We start from the raw sequence: 15517 nt of genomic DNA on the forward strand, positions 1-15517 counted from the left end.
AAAACCCCGCGGAAGCTAGGGATTTTCTGCCCTGTATCGGGCCATCTCATTGATTCGCATTGAGATGTTGGCGGAGAGGGTGGGATTCGAACCCACGGTGAGCTCACACCCACAACGGTTTTCGAGACCGTCCCGATCGACCACTCTGGCACCTCTCCGCGAAGCGTGCCCGGCGGGGGTATGGTCCCGCGGGCTGGTCAAGGCGCGGCGTATAGCCGAGGGGGCGGAGCCTGCCAAGCCCGGCTGCCGGGCAATTTTGGCAAGAAAGCGCGACATCGCCACCCTTTCATGCCCGCGCATGTCATCCTATATTGTAATTGGGTGACACCTGATCGTCGCCACATCTGCGGCCCGCCCGTATCTGCAACACTGCTGCCTGAGTGGAAACCGATGACCGTCCGCCCCGTATCCCCTGCTGAAGCGCCAAGCACCGCGACCTTCACCATTGGCGATGTCGTGCGCCACCGGGTGTTCCCGTTCCGCGGCGTGATCTTCGATGTCGACCCCGTGTTCAACAATACCGAGGAATGGTGGGAATCGATTCCCGAGGCAATCCGCCCGCGCAAGAACCAGCCCTTTTATCACCTGTTCGCCGAAAACGAAGAATCGGCCTATGTCGCCTATGTCAGCCAACAGAATCTGCTGCCAGACGGCGAGGGCGACCCCATCGCCCACCCGGGTGTAACGCAGATGTTTTCAGGGCGAACAAACGGCCGCTACCAACTGCGCGACCAGATCCGGAACTAGATTTTCCGGGCCACCGCAATCGCAGTACGGCAGCCGGCGCGGATGATCGATTCCAGTACAGGAAAGGCGGCGCCCCCGGTGTGGGCGGCCGCTGCCTCGCGGTGCTCCACCTCGTCGGCACGATAATCGTCGATCATCGCCTTTAGCTCGGGGTCTTTGCCGTCGGCCAGCGCTTCGGTTTGCTCACCATAATGTTCGTCGATCACCGTCTCCACCGCTTCGGTGCACGCCATGGCAGCCTTCGGCCCCAACAGCGCGGTGCCGGCGCCGAGCACGAAGCCAGCAATATGCCAGGCCGGTCCGAACAAGGTGGGGCGCACACCGCGCCGCGACATGACGGCGTTCATGCCATCGAGGTGGCGCTTTTCCTGACCCGCCATGTGGCGAATTTCGCCGGCCATCGCATGGCGCCCGCCCATCACTGCCAGTTGCCCGGCGTATATGCGCGCTGCACCGTGCTCGCCGGCCTGATCGACACGGATCATCTCGCGCGTATCGGCGTGCGTGTCGCCGGGCAGGTGGCGGGGCGGTTTCATCGGGCGTTCGTGGGGGGTTTGCGCATCAGCCATGTGGCGGCTCCAACCAGAAGCGAAGATATCAGGAAATTCCATCCTGCCATGGAAACACCCAGCATCTGCCATGGTATGGCGTCGCAGCGCACAAGCGGCTGCGCCAAAATTTCGGCCATCATCGATGCGGCATCGCCGGCCGTGAGCGGCGCTGTGCAGCGGGTAAGGCCCTGCCACCATTTCTGTTCCACACCGGCGTGAAACAGCGCGATGGCGGCATTGCTGGCAAGGCCGGCGATCGCCAGCCACGCCGTGCCGGTCGCCACCGGCGCCATTTTCGGTTGCCGCGAGGCCAGTTTCGCCATCAGCAGCGCATCGGCGGCAAAAAACACCGTCGCCATCAGTGCCCAGCGCTGCCACCAGCACATCTCACACGGCACCAGCCCACCGAAATATTCAAAACCATAAGCCCCGGCCAGCAGCGCCGCACTGCCCCCCAGCCCCAGCACCGCCACCGGCACCGGCGCCGGCTCTGGCGCCTCAGAATGCATATTTGACCACCACGAAGCCGCCAACGAACAGCGCCGTCGCTGCCAGCGCCAGCGCGTTGAAATAGCGATCGATCAGCACCTGCGCTTGGCGGCCAAACCGGCGCAGCACCAGCGCCACAAGGAAAAACCGCCCGCCCCGGCCCAGGATGGACGCTGCGATCAGCACCGGAATCGACAGCGACACCGAACCGGCCGCAATGGTCGCCACCTTGTAGGGAATTGGCAGGAAGGCAAAGGCCAGCATCCACAGGAAGCCATTGGCCTTGATGTCCGCGGCAAAGGCCACGAATTTGTGTTCATAGCCATACAACGACAACAGCGGCACGCCGACCGTCTTGTACAGCACCGAGCCGATCAGATAGCCAAGCAACGCCCCGGCCACCGAGGCCGCTGTCGAGACCGCTGCATAGCGGAAAGACCGTTCCGGACGCGCGATCGACATCGGAATCTGCATGACATCGGGCGGCACCGGGAAAAAGCTGCTGTCGGCAAAGCTGATGCCCATCAGCCAGCGTTCGGCGCCGGGGCCGGCGGCCTTGGCCAGGGTCCAATCATAGAGGCGGCGCAGCACGAGCGGCGAAATCCTTCGCGAGGGCAGTTGACCGAAGGCTTAGCCGGCGTGTGTGACAGGCGCAATCACTGCGACGCGGTGCGCCCGGCGCCCGGTGCGCCAGCCACTCGCCCAGCCGCCTGCCCAGCCGCCTGCCCAGCCACCTGCCCAGCCACTTGAACTGCCGGCAATGCCGGCGGCGCCAATCGGCCCAGCAGCCGGATGGCATAATCCTGCTGAAAATCAAGCACGCCCTTGGCTTTCAAATCCTCCGACTTGGCGGCAAAACGCGGATCGGCCACGCTGTCCTGTTCAACCAGTTTGCTGGTCGCATCCTTGATCTCGTTGATCAGATGCTTCTTCAGATCGGCCTCGCGCAGCGGCTTTCTGTCGGCCACGCGCGGATCGGAAAGCTGCGGCACCTGGATATCGGGTTCGATGCCGTTTTCCTGCACGCTGCGGCCCGACGGGGTGTAATAACGCGCCGTCGTCAACCGCAGGGCAGTGTCGGCCGAAAGCGGATACACGGTCTGCACGCTGCCTTTGCCGAAACTGCGCTGGCCGAGCACGATGGCGCGGCGGTGATCCTGCAAGGCGCCAGCCACGATCTCGGCGGCCGAAGCCGTGCCTTCGTCAACCAGCACGACCACCGGCTTGCCGTCGGTCACATCGCCGGACTTGGCAAAATAGCGGTCCACGTCGTTCTTGGCGCGGCGGCGTTCCGAAACCACTTCGCCGGCATCGAGAAACACGTCCGAAACCTTGATGGCTTCATCCAGTAATCCGCCGGGGTTGGAACGCAAATCGATGACATAGCCAACCACGCCAGCGCCCAGCTTGGCCTTGATGCCTTCGACGGCAGCGCGCGTGGCATCACCGGTTTTGTTGTTGAACGTTGAGATGCGGATAAGGCCCACGTTGCCGCGCGTTTCCCACTTCACCGGCCTGATCACCACCACTTCACGGGTGAGGGTGAATTCCAGCGGCTTGGGCTCCCCCTGGCGCACAACGGTCAGCTTGAGCTTGGTGCCAGCAACCCCGCGCATCTTGTCCACCGCTTCATTGAGCGTGCCGCCGTAAATCAATTCGTCGTCGAGATGGGTGATATAGTCACCGGCCTTGATGCCGGCCTTTGCCGCCGGCGTGTCGTCGGTGGGCGTCACCACCTTCACCGCGCCGTCTTCCGAGGTGACAGTGAGGCCAAGGCCGGAATATTCGCCATCGGTCGACTGCTTGAGGTTGGCATAGTCGCGGCCATCCAGATAGGACGAATGCGGATCAAGACTGGTCAGCATGCCGTTGATGGCGCCGCGGATCAGCGTTTTGTCGTCCACCTTGTCCACATAGGTCACGCGCACCCGCTCGAACACGTCCATCAGCGTGTCGAGTTCCTTGTAGGTGTCGGTTTCTGCAGCGGCCTGCACAGCGGCGTAGCCCGGCACCAACGCCAGCGCCGCCAACGGCAAAACAATCTTCCAGCTCTGTTTCAGGCTCATCGGACAACAGACTCACAAGGTGACGTTAAAAGGATAGCAGATGCGCAAGACGGCGCTACTCCCTGCGGCCTTGAGGGCTGGTGAGCTGCCGTTATTCGCGATGATACGGGTGGCCATCCAGAATGGAGACGGCACGATATAATTGCTCGGTCAGCATGGCGCGCACCAGCATGTGCGGCCAGGTCGCGCGGCCAAAGCCCAACAACAGATCGGCCTTGTCGCGCGTCGCGCTGTCGTGGCCATCGGCAGCGCCGATCAGAAAGCGCACTTCGCGTGCGCCATCATCGCGCCAGCGGCCCAGCAATGCCGCCAGATCGGTCGACGGCAGATCGCGGCCGCGTTCATCCAGCACAACGGTGCGGCCAGGCCCAAGCTGCAGGCCGAACGGCGGCCACGGCGCGGTGTCACCGATTTCCGTCACCGCCAGCCGGCCGCGCAGGCGCACGCCGTAGCGTTCCACCAGTTCGGCTTCGGGCGATTGGCCGATGCGGCCGCGAGCAATGATATGGAGCTTCACCGATCAGCGCGGTGCGGGTGTAACCTGGGCGGTTATTGGCGCAAATGCGGGCGACGGATTTGGCGCTTCATCAAGGCCCCACATTTTTTCCAGATTATAGAACGACCGGACGTCGGGCCGGAAAATATGCACGATGATGTCGCCGCAATCGATCAGCACCCAATCCGCCGCCGGCAGGCCCTGAACGCGCGCGCTGCGGCGAAAATCGCTCTTCATCTTGTCGGCGATCTTCATCGCCATCGATGCAACCTGGCGGCCGCTGCGCCCACTGGCGATAACCATGAAATCGGCAATGCTGGTCTTGCCGGCCAGCGGGATGGAAACGGGATCCACGGCCTGATCGTCATCCAGGCTCTTGAGGATCATGGCATGGAGTTCGTCCACGCGGTCAGTCTTGGTCAAACGTGCGTCCCTTTTCATTCAATCGGGCATCGGTGGCCCAGCCGGGGTCGGCGCTGCGAAGTGCTGTAGCCGATTCCGGCCGCAAACGGGAGTGTAGTTTGATGACCGCCGGCAGCGGCGCATCAGCCCAGCGTGAAGGCGGGGTGGGGGACCAGCCGGCCCAGCTCAACGCCGGAGCGCCGATGAGCGAAATTCCGGGGCGCGCCGCCACCGCGAGCGGGATCTGGCGCAGGAACCGCCGCCAGCGCTGCCAACGGTGAAGCTCGGCGACGATGTCGCTGCCGGCCAGCCAGATGAACTGATGCTGCGGAAACCGCCGCTGCAATGCACGCACCGTATCGGCCGCAAAGCGCGTGCCGAGTTGCTCCTCCAACGCCGTCACGCTGATGCGCGGGTGGCGGGCGACGGCCCTGGCACGCGCCACGCGAACGCCGAGCGGCGCCATGCCGGCGGCAGATTTGAGCGGATTGAGCGGCGAGACCAGCCACCACACCGCATCCAGCCGCAACTGCTGCAACGCCGCCACGCTGATGTGCCGGTGCGCAGCGTGCGCCGGATTGAAACTGCCACCCAACAGCCCGATGCGCGCCATCACGGCCGCACTTGGCCAGTGCCGCGCACGATGGTCTTGAAAATCGTCAGCCCTTCCAGCGCCACCGGCCCGCGCGCGTGCAGGCGGCCCGTGGCAATGCCGATTTCGGCGCCAAAACCGAACTCGCCGCCATCGGCAAACTGAGTTGAGGCGTTGTGCAGCACGATGGCGGCATCGACGCGGGCCAGGAAACGCTCGGCCACCGCCTCATCGCGCGCAATCACGCTTTCGGTGTGCTGGCTGCCGTGCGCGGCGATATGGGCGATGGCACCGTCCACGCCGGCCACTTCGGCAACACTGGCGATCGCGTCAAGATACTCGGTGTCCCAATCCTGAGCACTGGCCGGCACCACGCGGGCATCCAGCGCCTGCACCGCCGCATCGCCGCGCACTTCACATTCGCCGTCCAGCAAGGCTGCCACCAGCCGCTGCTTGAGCGCCTGCGGTGCCGCGGCATCGATCAGCAGCGTTTCCATCGCGCCGCACACGCCGGTGCGGCGCAGTTTGCTGTTGATCACGATCGCCGCCGCCGCTTCCGGATCGGCGCTGGCATCGACATAGACATGATTGATGCCATCAAGATGCGCCAGCACCGGCACCCGCGCATCGGCCTGTACCCGCGCCACCAGCCCCTTGCCGCCGCGCGGGATGATCACGTCGATCAGGCCATGCGCGCTGAGCATCTCGCCCACCAGGGCGCGATCCCCGGCCGGAACCATCTGCACCGCCGCCGCTGGCAGGCCCGCTGCGGCCAGCCCCCGCGCCATGCAATCGAGCAATACCGCATTCGAGCGCGCCGCCTCGCTGCCGCCGCGCAGCAGGCAGGCATTGCCGGCCATCAGGCACAGTGCGGCGGCATCGGCCGTCACCCCGGGCCGGCTTTCATAAATAATGCCGATGACACCCAGCGGCACCCGCACGCGGCTGAAATTCAGCCCGTTGGGCCGGCTCCATCGCGCGATCACATCGCCCACCGGATCGGGCAGGCCAGCAACCGTGTCGAGCCCGGCAGCAATGCCCGCCGCGCGGTCACCATCAAGCGCCAGCCGGTCAACCAGCGCCGCCGAAAGGCCAGCCGCTGCCGCCACATCTGCCGCATTGGCGGCCAGCAATTCATCGAAGCGCTCGCGTATCGCCGCCGCAGCGACTCGGATCGCTTGCGCTTTCTGCGCCGTGGGGGCCGCAGCCAGCACCGGCAGTGCCGCCCGGGCGGTGCGGGCCATATCGGTGATCAGGCTCATATCAGCACCAGGTGATCGGCGTGAACCAGGGCAGTGCGCGGCGCATAACCCAGCACAGCGGCTTGTGCGTCGCCGCGCAGGCCGCGAATAGCGCGAGCATCATCGGCATCATAGCCCGCCAGGCCGCGGCCCAGCGCGTCACCGTCCGGACCAAGGATTGCCACCACATCCCCGCGGCGAAACCTGCCCTCGATTTGTGTCACCCCGGCAGCCAGCAACGATGCACCGCGTTTCAGGGCAGCGGCGGCACCGGCGTCGACGCTCAGGCTGCCGGCGACGGTAATCCGCCCGGCCAGCCAGGCCTTGCGGCCCTTGGCGGCGCGCGGCGGCAGAAACAAGGTGCCGCCGCCGGCGTTGGCGAAATGCGTCAACGGACTCTCCACCCGGCCATCACAAATGGCCAGCGCGATGCCCGCAGCGCCGGCCATGCGCGCGGCGAGCAATTTGGCCACCATGCCGCCCGATCCCATACCCGAACGGGTTTCACCGGTGGCCATCGCCATGATTTCGGGGGTCAGCGCCTTCACCACGGCCAGCCGTTTCGCTGCCGGATCCGTGGCCGGGTTGGCGGTATAAAGGCCGTCCACATCCGACAGCAATATCACGCCGCTGGCACCCGCCGCCTGGGCAGCGCGCGCCGCCAGCCTGTCGTTGTCGCCAAAGCGGATTTCGGTGGTGGCCACCGTGTCATTCTCGTTGAGCACCGGCACCGCGCCCAGATCGAGCAGGCGCCGGGTGGTGGCTGCCACGTTCAGATAACGCCGCCGGTCCTCCAGGTCACCCAGAGTGAGCAGCACCTGCGCCGCTGTCAGCCCTTGCGCGGCCAGCAGCGCTTCCCACGCCCCGGCCAGCGCCACCTGGCCCACTGCAGCGGCGGCTTGTGCGTCTTCCAGACTGGCGCGGCCGCCTTTTTCAAGGCCCAGCCGCCGCGCACCCAGCGCACTCGCGCCTGACGATACAATCAGAATCTGCTGCCCGGCGGCACGGCGCTGCGCCACATCGGCCACCACCCCGGCCAGCCACTGGCTGCGCACCGCGCCGGCGGCATCGACCAGCAGCGACGATCCGATCTTGACCACCAGCCGCGGGCAGTTGGCGGGATCGAAGGCCGCACCCGGCGCAGGGCCGGGCGGGCTGCCGGCAGAGGTGCCTAAATCGGCGCCCACTGCCTGTCCCCAGATGGCTTCATCGCTTCGGCGCGGCCGGCTATTTCCATCAACCGGTCCAGCACGGCATCGACGCCCTGCTGTGTGGCGGCGCTGATGCAGAACACTGTCTGGCCACTGGTTTGCTCCAAGGCGCGTTTTTTGGCGGCCAGCGCCTGCGGGGTGACCAAATCGCACTTGGAGAGCGCCAGAATTTCCGATTTTTCGTCCAGACCGCCGCCATAGGCGCCAAGCTCCTCGCGCACCACGCGCCACTGGTCCACCGGGCCGGGCTGGCTGGCATCAACCAGATGCAGCAGTACGCGGCAGCGTTCGATATGGCCGAGGAAACGATCGCCAATGCCCACGCCTTCGGCCGCGCCGGCAATCAACCCGGGAATATCGGCCATCACCAGCTCGCGGTTTTTGTGGGCAACAACGCCAAGCTGCGGCTTCAAGGTGGTGAAGGCATAATTGCCAACCTTGGCCTTGGTATTGGAAATCGCATTGATCAGGCTGGACTTGCCGGCATTGGGCTGCCCGACAAGACCGACATCGGCCAGCAGCTTCAGCCGCAGCCACACCCACATTTCCCCGCCCGGAAAGCCGGCCTGGAACTGCCGCGGAGCGCGGTTGGTGCTGGTTTTATAATGGTCGTTGCCCTTGCCGCCATCGCCGCCCTTCAGCAGGATGGCGCGCTGGCCGACGTGTGTAAGGTCGACAATCAAGGTGCGTTCTTCGTCATCAGCCAATATCTGCGTGCCCACCGGAACCTTGACCAGCAGATCACCACCGCCCGGCCCGGTGCGGTTGCGGCCCATGCCGTGGGCGCCGCGCTTGGCCTTGAAATGTTGGGTATAACGAAAATCGATCAGCGTGTTGAGACCATCGACACATTCAAAGATGATGTCGCCGCCCTTGCCGCCATCGCCGCCATCTGGGCCGCCATATTCGACGAACTTCTCTCGCCGGAACGACACGGACCCATCGCCCCCGGTGCCGGAAGCAAGGAAGATCTTGGCCTGGTCGAGAAACTGCATCGGATGTTGTCCAAAACAAAAAGGGGAGCCGGTCGCCCAGCCCCCCTTTTCACGTCATGCGGATGGAGCCGGGCTTATTCAGCCGCCAACAGTTCCACGACCGGGTTGACCGAAACATACTTGCGGCCCAGCTTGCCGGTGTGGAACTCCACGGTGCCGGTGCTCAGCGCATACAAGGTGTGATCCTTGCCCAAGCCGACATTGCGGCCCGGGTGCGTGGGGGTGCCACGCTGGCGAATGATAATGGTGCCGGCGTTGACCTCCTGACCGCCAAAGCGTTTGACGCCAAGGCGCTTGCTTTCTGAATCGCGACCGTTCCTTGACGAGCCGCCTGCCTTCTTGTGAGCCATGGTGGGTTGCTCCTGTAAATGCCGGTCAGGCGACCGAGGTGATCTTGAGAACCGTCAGCTGCTGACGGTGGCCATTGCGGCGGCGATAATTGTGGCGCCGCTTTTTCTTGAAAATAATGATTTTGTCGCTCTTGGTCTGGGCAACGATCTCGGCCGTCACGCTCCCGCCCATCACGATGGCGGCACCTTCGCCAGTCATCAGGGTTTCGAGCGACAGGGGGGTGCCGGCGTCCCCTTCAAGTTTTTCGACGATGATCTTGTCACCGTCCGCGACCCGGTATTGCTTGCCGCCGGTGCGCACCACTGCGAACATGACTTGGACCCTGATGTAAGAGATTAACGACGGATACGGCACCAGAATCAGGCGATTCCAGTCCCGAACGAAGGCGGGGCACTAGAGGATGGTCCAAATCTTGTCAACGCCGCTCGTGCGCCTCGGCTGCCTGTGCCGGCCCCGCCTGCTTGTGTCGACCCTTGCCGAACCATGGGCTCTTTTTTCGGCCACCATGTTCGTGCACAAGAGCCGTAAGTGACCCGCCGCCGCCTTGTGTTGACCCTTGCTGCCTTCCTGGCCGGCGGCATTGCCATGTTCAGCCTGCATGATCCAGCCGTCGATGCGCAGGCAGCGGCCGCGCTGGCCGATCGGTTGGCGCAGAATTATCATCGCCAGTCGGGCATGCCGCACGCCGCATTCACTGCCCGAGAAGGCCGGCAATGGGCCGATGGCTGGGAATTTCGCTGGCGCTATCGCCCCTGCCCGGATTTTGCATCGCTGCGGGTGTGGATCAGCCGCAACGGCCGCCGCGCCAACTACGCCGAATTGCCCGATTGCGCGCCCGCCACTGGCTTGCCAAGCGATCCCAGGAAAGCATGAACGAAAAAGGGCCGGCCCGCAGCGGCGCGGTCCGGCCCTTGAAAATAGCGGTGAACCGTGGATTTACTGGGCGCCGATGTGCCCGTGCGCAACCATTGTGTACAGCATGGGGAACGACAGGATGAAGTTGGTACGGCTGAAGATCATCGCCGTCTTGGCGGCCTTCGCCTTTGCATCGGCATCGGCGTCAACGATGCCCAGGGCAATCTTCTGGTTCGGCCAGATCAGGAACCACACATTAAACGCCATGATGATGCCCAGCCACATGCCGAGCCCGATCACGCGAAAACCTTCGGAAAAGGTGAGCGCCTGAACCAGGTAGCCGCCCGACAGGCCGAGACCCGTGATCAATGTAAGCAGCGAGCCGTGGCGGAAAAACAACAGCGCCCTCGGGGCGATAAATTTGGTCACGCCCGGTTTCAGCTCGGCAGGAACCTGCGGCATGGTCGGGATTTGCACGAAATTGAAATAATATAGCAGGCCAATCCACAGGATGCCCGCCCACACGTGCGCCGCGCGAAGGAAGCCCATCGTCCACAGCGCCGTATCGCTGCCGATCAGGCTGCCGTGAAAAGCGAAGATCAACGCTACCATCAACACGATGCCGATGCTCAGCGACTGGCTGAGACTGCCGAAAATTTTTGCCATGCTGTTGAACCCCAAATTGTTTGACCACATACCCATAGGCGAGTGAACCGGTCTTGTTAAGTGCCGCCGGCGCGCCTGTCGCGGATCGCGGCGTTTTTCCTTGCTGTGCGGTTACCCCCGGCGTATAGGGCCGCTCATACCTGCATGGTTGATCGATTGCAGGCTGCACAGCCCCGCTGCGCAGCACGCGAACTGCTTGCCCCTGCTGATCCTGCTTGTATTTTTGCCGGAGTTTCCTGCCCTTGGCTCAGACCGATCTTGACGCCCGCCTGACGGCCATCATCGCCCCCGTGGTGGCGGCGATGGGGCTCGATCTGGTGCGCGTCATGCTTTCGGGCCAAGCCGGCAGCCTCACCCTGCAAATCATGGCCGAAGATCCGGCCACCGGCCAGTTGACGATCGAACAATGTGCCCGCCTGTCGCGCGCCCTCGATCAGCCTCTGGAAGAAGCCGATCCGATCTCTGGGGAATATCATCTGGAAGTATCTTCCCCCGGCATCGACAGGCCGCTCACCCGCCCGGCTGACTGGACGCGCTGGCTGGGCCACGAAGCTAAGATGGTGCTGGAACCCAAGGTGGACGACCGCGCCCGTGCGTCGGGCATCATCGCCGGCCTTGACGGCAATGATGTGCTGCTGACCTCCAAGGTGGGGGCTGCCTTGCGCCTGCCGCTGGCCAACATAAAACAGGCCAAGCTGGTGCTTACCGACCGGCTGATTGCCGAATCCAAGCCGCTGGACTCCAGCGGCGCCGACGAAATCATCGAAAGTGGCCCGGATACCGATACGGCCGCCGACAATGACAACGAAACCCCCGACACCGAATTTTCGGAGGATTGAGATGGCTACCGCAACTGCTCTCACCGCGAACCGCGCCGAACTGCTGGCCATTGCCGATGCCGTCGCCCGCGAGAAATCGATCGATCGCGGCATCGTGATTGAAGCGATGGAAGACGCCATCCAGCGTGCCGCCCGGGCCCGCTATGGCGCCGAAAACGACATTCGCGCCAAGATCGACCCCAAAACCGGTGAAACCCGCCTGTGGCGTGTGCTGGAAGTGGTGGAAGAGCCGGAGGATTTCTTCAAGCAGGTTAGCCTGAAGGACGCGCTTAAGAAGGACAAGGCCGCCGAACTGGGCAGCTATGTCGTCGATCCGCTGCCGCCCGTCGAATTCGGCCGCATCGCAGCGCAAGGCGCCAAGCAGGTGATCGTGCAGAAGGTGCGCGATGCCGAGCGTGACCGCCAGTATGAAGAATTCAAGGACCGTCAGGGCGAGATCATCACCGGCCTCGTCAAGCGCGCCGAATTCGGCCACGTCGTCGTCGATCTGGGCAAGGCCGAGGGTGTGATCCGCCGCGATCAGCAGATCCCGCGCGAAGTGCTGAAGCCCGGTGACCGGGTACGCAGCCTCATCCTCGCCGTTCGCCGCGAGCTGCGCGGGCCGCAGATTTTCCTCAGTCGCGCCCACGGCGACTTCATGAGGAAGCTTTTTGCCCAGGAAGTGCCGGAAATCTATGACGGCATCATCGAAATCATGGCCGTGGCCCGCGATCCGGGCAGCCGCGCCAAGATTGGCGTGATCAGCCGCGATGGCTCGATCGATCCGGTTGGCGCCTGCGTCGGCATGAAGGGCAGCCGCGTGCAGGCCGTCGTGCAAGAACTGCAAGGCGAAAAGATCGATATCATTCCCTGGTCTGCCGACACTGCCACCTTCGTGGTGAACGCGCTGCAGCCCGCCGAAGTCAGCAAGGTTGTGCTGGACGAGGACGAAGGCCGCATCGACGTGGTGGTGCCCGACGATCAGCTCAGCCTGGCCATCGGCCGCCGCGGCCAGAACGTGCGCCTGGCCAGTGCGCTGACTGGCAAGCAGATCGACATCATGACCGAAGCCGACGAAAGCGAGCGCCGGCAGAAGGAATTCGTCGAGAAATCCGAATTGTTCCAGACCGAGCTTGATGTCGATGAAACGCTGGCTCAGTTGCTGGTGGCCGAAGGTTTTTCGGAACTCGAAGAAGTCGCCTATGTCGATGTGGCCGAAATTGCCAGCATCGAAGGCTTCGACGACGATCTGGGCGCCGAGCTGCAAAACCGCGCCATCGAAGCGCTGGAACGCCGCGAAGCCACCGCCCGCGAAGAACGCCGCGGCCTTGGCGTAGCAGACGATCTGGCCGGCATCCAGGGGCTGACCGAAGCCATGCTGGTGGTGCTCGGCAAGAAGGCCATCAAGACCCTCGATGATCTGGGCGATCTGGCCACAGACGAACTGGTTGGCCGGTCCGGCCTGTTGAAGGAATTCGACCTGTCGGAAGACGACGGCAATCGCATCATCATGGCTGCACGCGCCCACTGGTTCGCCGACGAATCAGCCGTTGGGGAGGACGCGTCAGCGGATGGAACCCGATGATCGCCTGAGCGGGAATTCCCCGATAGAACAGCAGGACCACCCCGCAGGAGACAGTGCTGAAGCCAGTGCTGCGGCCAGCGCCGGAGTCAGTGAGCGCCGTTGTATCCTGACGGGCGAGACTGCCCCGCGCACCGGCCTGATTCGGCTGGCGCTGGGACCGGAAGGCCAGGTTGCGGCTGATTGGTCGGAACGGCTGCCCGGCCGCGGCGCGTGGATCAGCGCCGATCGTGGACTGTTTGATTCGGTGGCCGGCAGCACGGGGGCCAAGGACGCCCGCCTGCGCGGCGCCTTGGCCCGGGCCTTCAAAAGCGGCAGCTTCACGTTGCCCGATGATCTGGCGGACCGGATTGCTGCCGGGCTGGAAAAGCGCCTGCTCAACCGGCTGGGGCTGGAAAAGCGTTCGGGCACCCTGATTTTGGGCGGAGATCGCGTGCGTGAGGCGCTGGCCAAGGGCAAGGTGTTTGCCGTTTTGCACGCCGCTGATGCAAGGCCCGATGGCAGCGACCGGCTTGATGGCATGGCCCGCGCCGTGGGCGAAAGCCTTGGCATCGATATCCCGCATCGCCGCGTCCCGATGGCGCGCGACGCGTTGTCGGCGGCGCTGGGGCGGGAAAATGTGGTGCATATGGCGCTGCTGGCTGAAGGTGCGGCCACGCGCATTCTGGCCGATCTTGATCGGTTGATGGGCTTTTGCAGCCCGAAAATGGTAGACGAAACAGCAAATGACGCGGCGGCAGGTGCAACAGAGGTTGCCCTGAACGCCGGCGAAAGGCATTAGGCGGCGGATTATGAGCGACGACAACAAACCAAAGTTTGGCATGCGTGCCCCCCTCGGCCTGAACAAGTCGGTGGAGGTTGGCAAGGTCAAGCAAACATTCAGCCACGGCCGGTCAAAGCAGGTCGTGGTGGAGGTGAAGCGCGCGCGTGTCCTGCACCGCCCGGGCGATGCGCCGCCGCCTGCGCCCGAGCCGGCACCCGCTCCCGTTGCTGCTCCGGTCGCGGCCCCAGCCATTGCCCCGGTCACTGCGCCCGCTCCTGCGCCGGCAGCCTCGGTTGCAGCGCCGGTTGCGCCGGTTGCCCCGGTCGCGCAGGTCGCTGCGCCCGCTCCTGCCGTTTCACCGCCTGCCCCGCCGCGTCCGCAGACCCCGCCGCCGGTGATGTTCCGCCCGGTGGAACGCGCGCCCATGCCCACCCGCCCCGGCGCCAAGGCCCCGGCTGTGGAAACCGCCGTGGCCGAAACCAAGGCTGCGCCGGCCGCCGATGCAGCGCCCAAGTCAGCTGAAACCCCGCCCGCATCCGCGCGCCCGGCAGCTCCGGCCGCGTCCGCGCCAGCCCGCGCCGCCACCGGGCAGCGCCCCGGCCAACGTCCCGGCCAGCCCGCTGCCCGCCCGGCAGCAGCCGCGCAGCCGCGGCCGCGCATGTCGCCCGGGGAAATGGCGGCATTTTACGCGCGCCAGGCCGAGGAAGATCGCCAGCGCACGCTTGAAGACGTGCGCATCCGCGAAGACCAGGAACGCGCGACACGCGAAGAGGAAGAGCGCCGCCGCATCGACGAAAAACGCCTGCGCGAAGAAGAGATTGCCACCAGGCCAGACCCGGTTCCGAATGCCGACGGCGGCATGGTGATGCCCACCGAAGGCATCGAAGACGACGACGACAGCATGCGCGTGCGCATCATTCCGGGCCGGGGCAAGGTCGAGGCTGCCAAGCCGTCGCGCCCCAAGGTTGCCGACGATCGCCGCAAATCGGGCAAGCTTACCGTTACCCGCGCTCTGGATGACGAAGGCAGCACCCGCGTGCGCAGCCTTGCCGCGCTGCGCCGCGCCCGCGAAAAAGAACGCGGCCGCATGGGCAGCCAAGCCAAGCAGGTGCGTGATGTGACCGTGCCGGACATGATCACCGTGCAGGAACTGTCCAACCGCATGGCTGAACGCACGGGCAACGTGGTGCGTCTGCTTGCCCGCCTTGGCGTGCCGTCGGCGGCCGTTGATGAAATCGATCAGGACACCGCCGAGCTGGTGCTCACCGAATTCGGCCACAACATCGTGCGCGTTTCGGAAAGCGATGTCGAAAAGGGCATGGTCGGCGAAGTCGATATCGACAAGGATCTGGCGTTCCGGCCACCGGTCGTCACCATCATGGGCCATGTCGATCACGGCAAGACCAGCCTGCTTGATGCACTGCGCGGCACCAATGTGGTGAAGGGCGAAGCCGGCGGCATCACCCAGCACATCGGCGCCTATCAGGTGACGACCAAGGACAAGCACAAGATCACCTTCCTCGACACGCCGGGCCACGAAGCCTTCACGGCGATGCGCGCCCGCGGCGCCAGCATCACCGATATCGTTGTGCTGGTGGTGGCGTGGGACGATGGCATCATGCCCCAGACCATCGAGGCCATTCAACACACCAAGGCCGCCGGCGTGCCGATGATCGTGGCCATCAACAAGAT

Annotated in this window: 19 protein-coding genes and 1 tRNA gene; 6 read left to right on the forward strand and 14 right to left on the reverse strand. The window is 64.6% G+C overall.

Going from position 1 to position 15517, the window contains the following annotated elements:
- Positions 1 to 68 precede the first annotated feature (68 nt).
- Positions 69 to 158 (reverse strand) — tRNA-Ser (locus ACESL8_RS00525).
- A gap of 232 nt (positions 159 to 390) precedes the next feature.
- Between ACESL8_RS00525 and hspQ the strand changes: the two genes are divergently transcribed.
- Positions 391 to 747, forward strand: a complete 357-nt coding sequence (gene hspQ, locus ACESL8_RS00530; protein ID WP_372914798.1) for a heat shock protein HspQ — start codon at positions 391 to 393, stop codon at positions 745 to 747.
- Here hspQ and ACESL8_RS00535 read toward each other — a convergent pair.
- From ACESL8_RS00535 to rplU, 12 genes are all read right to left on the reverse strand, one after another.
- Complete coding sequence (locus ACESL8_RS00535; RefSeq protein ID WP_372914834.1) at positions 744 to 1283, reverse strand: demethoxyubiquinone hydroxylase family protein; 540 nt, start codon at positions 1281 to 1283, stop codon at positions 744 to 746. The two genes, hspQ and ACESL8_RS00535, sit on opposite strands and share 4 nt — an antisense overlap.
- Positions 1280 to 1807: a disulfide bond formation protein B gene (locus ACESL8_RS00540; RefSeq protein ID WP_372914800.1), complete on the reverse strand. Its 528-nt coding sequence runs from the start codon at positions 1805 to 1807 to the stop codon at positions 1280 to 1282. The genes ACESL8_RS00535 and ACESL8_RS00540 overlap by 4 nt, the downstream gene beginning before the upstream one ends.
- Complete coding sequence (locus ACESL8_RS00545) at positions 1797 to 2378, reverse strand: YqaA family protein (protein ID WP_372914803.1); 582 nt, start codon at positions 2376 to 2378, stop codon at positions 1797 to 1799. Before ACESL8_RS00545 ends, ACESL8_RS00540 begins: the two co-directional genes overlap by 11 nt.
- Before the next feature lie 65 nt (positions 2379 to 2443).
- Positions 2444 to 3853, reverse strand: a complete 1410-nt coding sequence (locus ACESL8_RS00550; RefSeq protein ID WP_372914805.1) for a S41 family peptidase — start codon at positions 3851 to 3853, stop codon at positions 2444 to 2446.
- A 91-nt stretch (positions 3854 to 3944) separates the two neighbouring features.
- On the reverse strand, positions 3945 to 4370 hold the full coding sequence (locus tag ACESL8_RS00555) for a 23S rRNA (pseudouridine(1915)-N(3))-methyltransferase RlmH (RefSeq protein WP_372914807.1): 426 nt from the start codon (positions 4368 to 4370) through the stop codon (positions 3945 to 3947).
- A 3-nt stretch (positions 4371 to 4373) separates the two neighbouring features.
- Positions 4374 to 4790, reverse strand: coding sequence for a ribosome silencing factor (rsfS, locus tag ACESL8_RS00560; RefSeq protein WP_372914809.1), 417 nt, complete (start codon positions 4788 to 4790; stop codon positions 4374 to 4376).
- Positions 4759 to 5364, reverse strand: coding sequence for a nicotinate-nucleotide adenylyltransferase (locus ACESL8_RS00565; RefSeq protein WP_372914836.1), 606 nt, complete (start codon positions 5362 to 5364; stop codon positions 4759 to 4761). The genes rsfS and ACESL8_RS00565 overlap by 32 nt, the downstream gene beginning before the upstream one ends.
- Complete coding sequence (locus tag ACESL8_RS00570; protein WP_372914811.1) at positions 5364 to 6605, reverse strand: glutamate-5-semialdehyde dehydrogenase; 1242 nt, start codon at positions 6603 to 6605, stop codon at positions 5364 to 5366. The genes ACESL8_RS00565 and ACESL8_RS00570 overlap by 1 nt, the downstream gene beginning before the upstream one ends.
- Positions 6602 to 7771, reverse strand: coding sequence for a glutamate 5-kinase (gene proB / locus ACESL8_RS00575; RefSeq protein WP_372914813.1), 1170 nt, complete (start codon positions 7769 to 7771; stop codon positions 6602 to 6604). The genes ACESL8_RS00570 and proB overlap by 4 nt, the downstream gene beginning before the upstream one ends.
- Positions 7756 to 8790: a GTPase ObgE gene (gene obgE / locus ACESL8_RS00580; RefSeq protein WP_372914815.1), complete on the reverse strand. Its 1035-nt coding sequence runs from the start codon at positions 8788 to 8790 to the stop codon at positions 7756 to 7758. The genes proB and obgE overlap by 16 nt, the downstream gene beginning before the upstream one ends.
- A 74-nt stretch (positions 8791 to 8864) precedes the next feature.
- Positions 8865 to 9140, reverse strand: a complete 276-nt coding sequence (gene rpmA, locus ACESL8_RS00585; protein ID WP_372914817.1) for a 50S ribosomal protein L27 — start codon at positions 9138 to 9140, stop codon at positions 8865 to 8867.
- A 25-nt stretch (positions 9141 to 9165) separates the two neighbouring features.
- A complete protein-coding gene (gene rplU, locus ACESL8_RS00590) occupies positions 9166 to 9453 on the reverse strand; it encodes a 50S ribosomal protein L21 (RefSeq protein ID WP_372914819.1) in 288 nt (95 codons plus the stop codon).
- A 216-nt stretch (positions 9454 to 9669) separates the two neighbouring features.
- On the opposite strand from rplU, the gene ACESL8_RS00595 reads away from it, so the two are divergent.
- On the forward strand, positions 9670 to 10014 hold the full coding sequence (locus ACESL8_RS00595; RefSeq protein ID WP_372914821.1) for a hypothetical protein: 345 nt from the start codon (positions 9670 to 9672) through the stop codon (positions 10012 to 10014).
- Positions 10015 to 10077: 63 nt separating this feature from the next.
- Here ACESL8_RS00595 and ACESL8_RS00600 read toward each other — a convergent pair whose 3' ends face one another.
- On the reverse strand, positions 10078 to 10662 hold the full coding sequence (locus tag ACESL8_RS00600; protein ID WP_372914823.1) for a urate hydroxylase PuuD: 585 nt from the start codon (positions 10660 to 10662) through the stop codon (positions 10078 to 10080).
- 242 nt (positions 10663 to 10904) lie between these two features.
- Here ACESL8_RS00600 and ACESL8_RS00605 point away from each other — a divergent pair, with 242 nt between their 5' ends.
- From ACESL8_RS00605 to ACESL8_RS00620, 4 genes are all read left to right on the forward strand, one after another.
- Positions 10905 to 11501 (forward strand): ribosome maturation factor, encoded by a 597-nt coding sequence (locus tag ACESL8_RS00605; protein ID WP_372914825.1) that lies wholly within the window; start codon positions 10905 to 10907, stop codon positions 11499 to 11501.
- Between the two features lies 1 nt (position 11502).
- Entirely contained in the window at positions 11503 to 13065 is a 1563-nt protein-coding gene (gene nusA / locus ACESL8_RS00610; RefSeq protein ID WP_372914827.1) for a transcription termination factor NusA, read from the forward strand.
- Positions 13052 to 13843 carry a DUF448 domain-containing protein gene (locus ACESL8_RS00615; protein ID WP_372914829.1) on the forward strand — a complete coding sequence of 264 codons (792 nt, stop codon included), beginning with the start codon at positions 13052 to 13054 and terminating at the stop codon, positions 13841 to 13843. The genes nusA and ACESL8_RS00615 overlap by 14 nt, the downstream gene beginning before the upstream one ends.
- Positions 13844 to 13883: 40 nt before the next feature.
- Positions 13884 to 15517, forward strand: a 1634-nt coding sequence (locus ACESL8_RS00620; protein WP_372914831.1) for a translation initiation factor IF-2 associated domain-containing protein, incomplete at its 3' end; no start/stop codon positions are given.

The sequence above is a fragment of the Sandarakinorhabdus sp. genome (assembly GCF_041689835.1).
Classification (GTDB): Bacteria; Pseudomonadota; Alphaproteobacteria; order Sphingomonadales; family Sphingomonadaceae; genus Sandarakinorhabdus.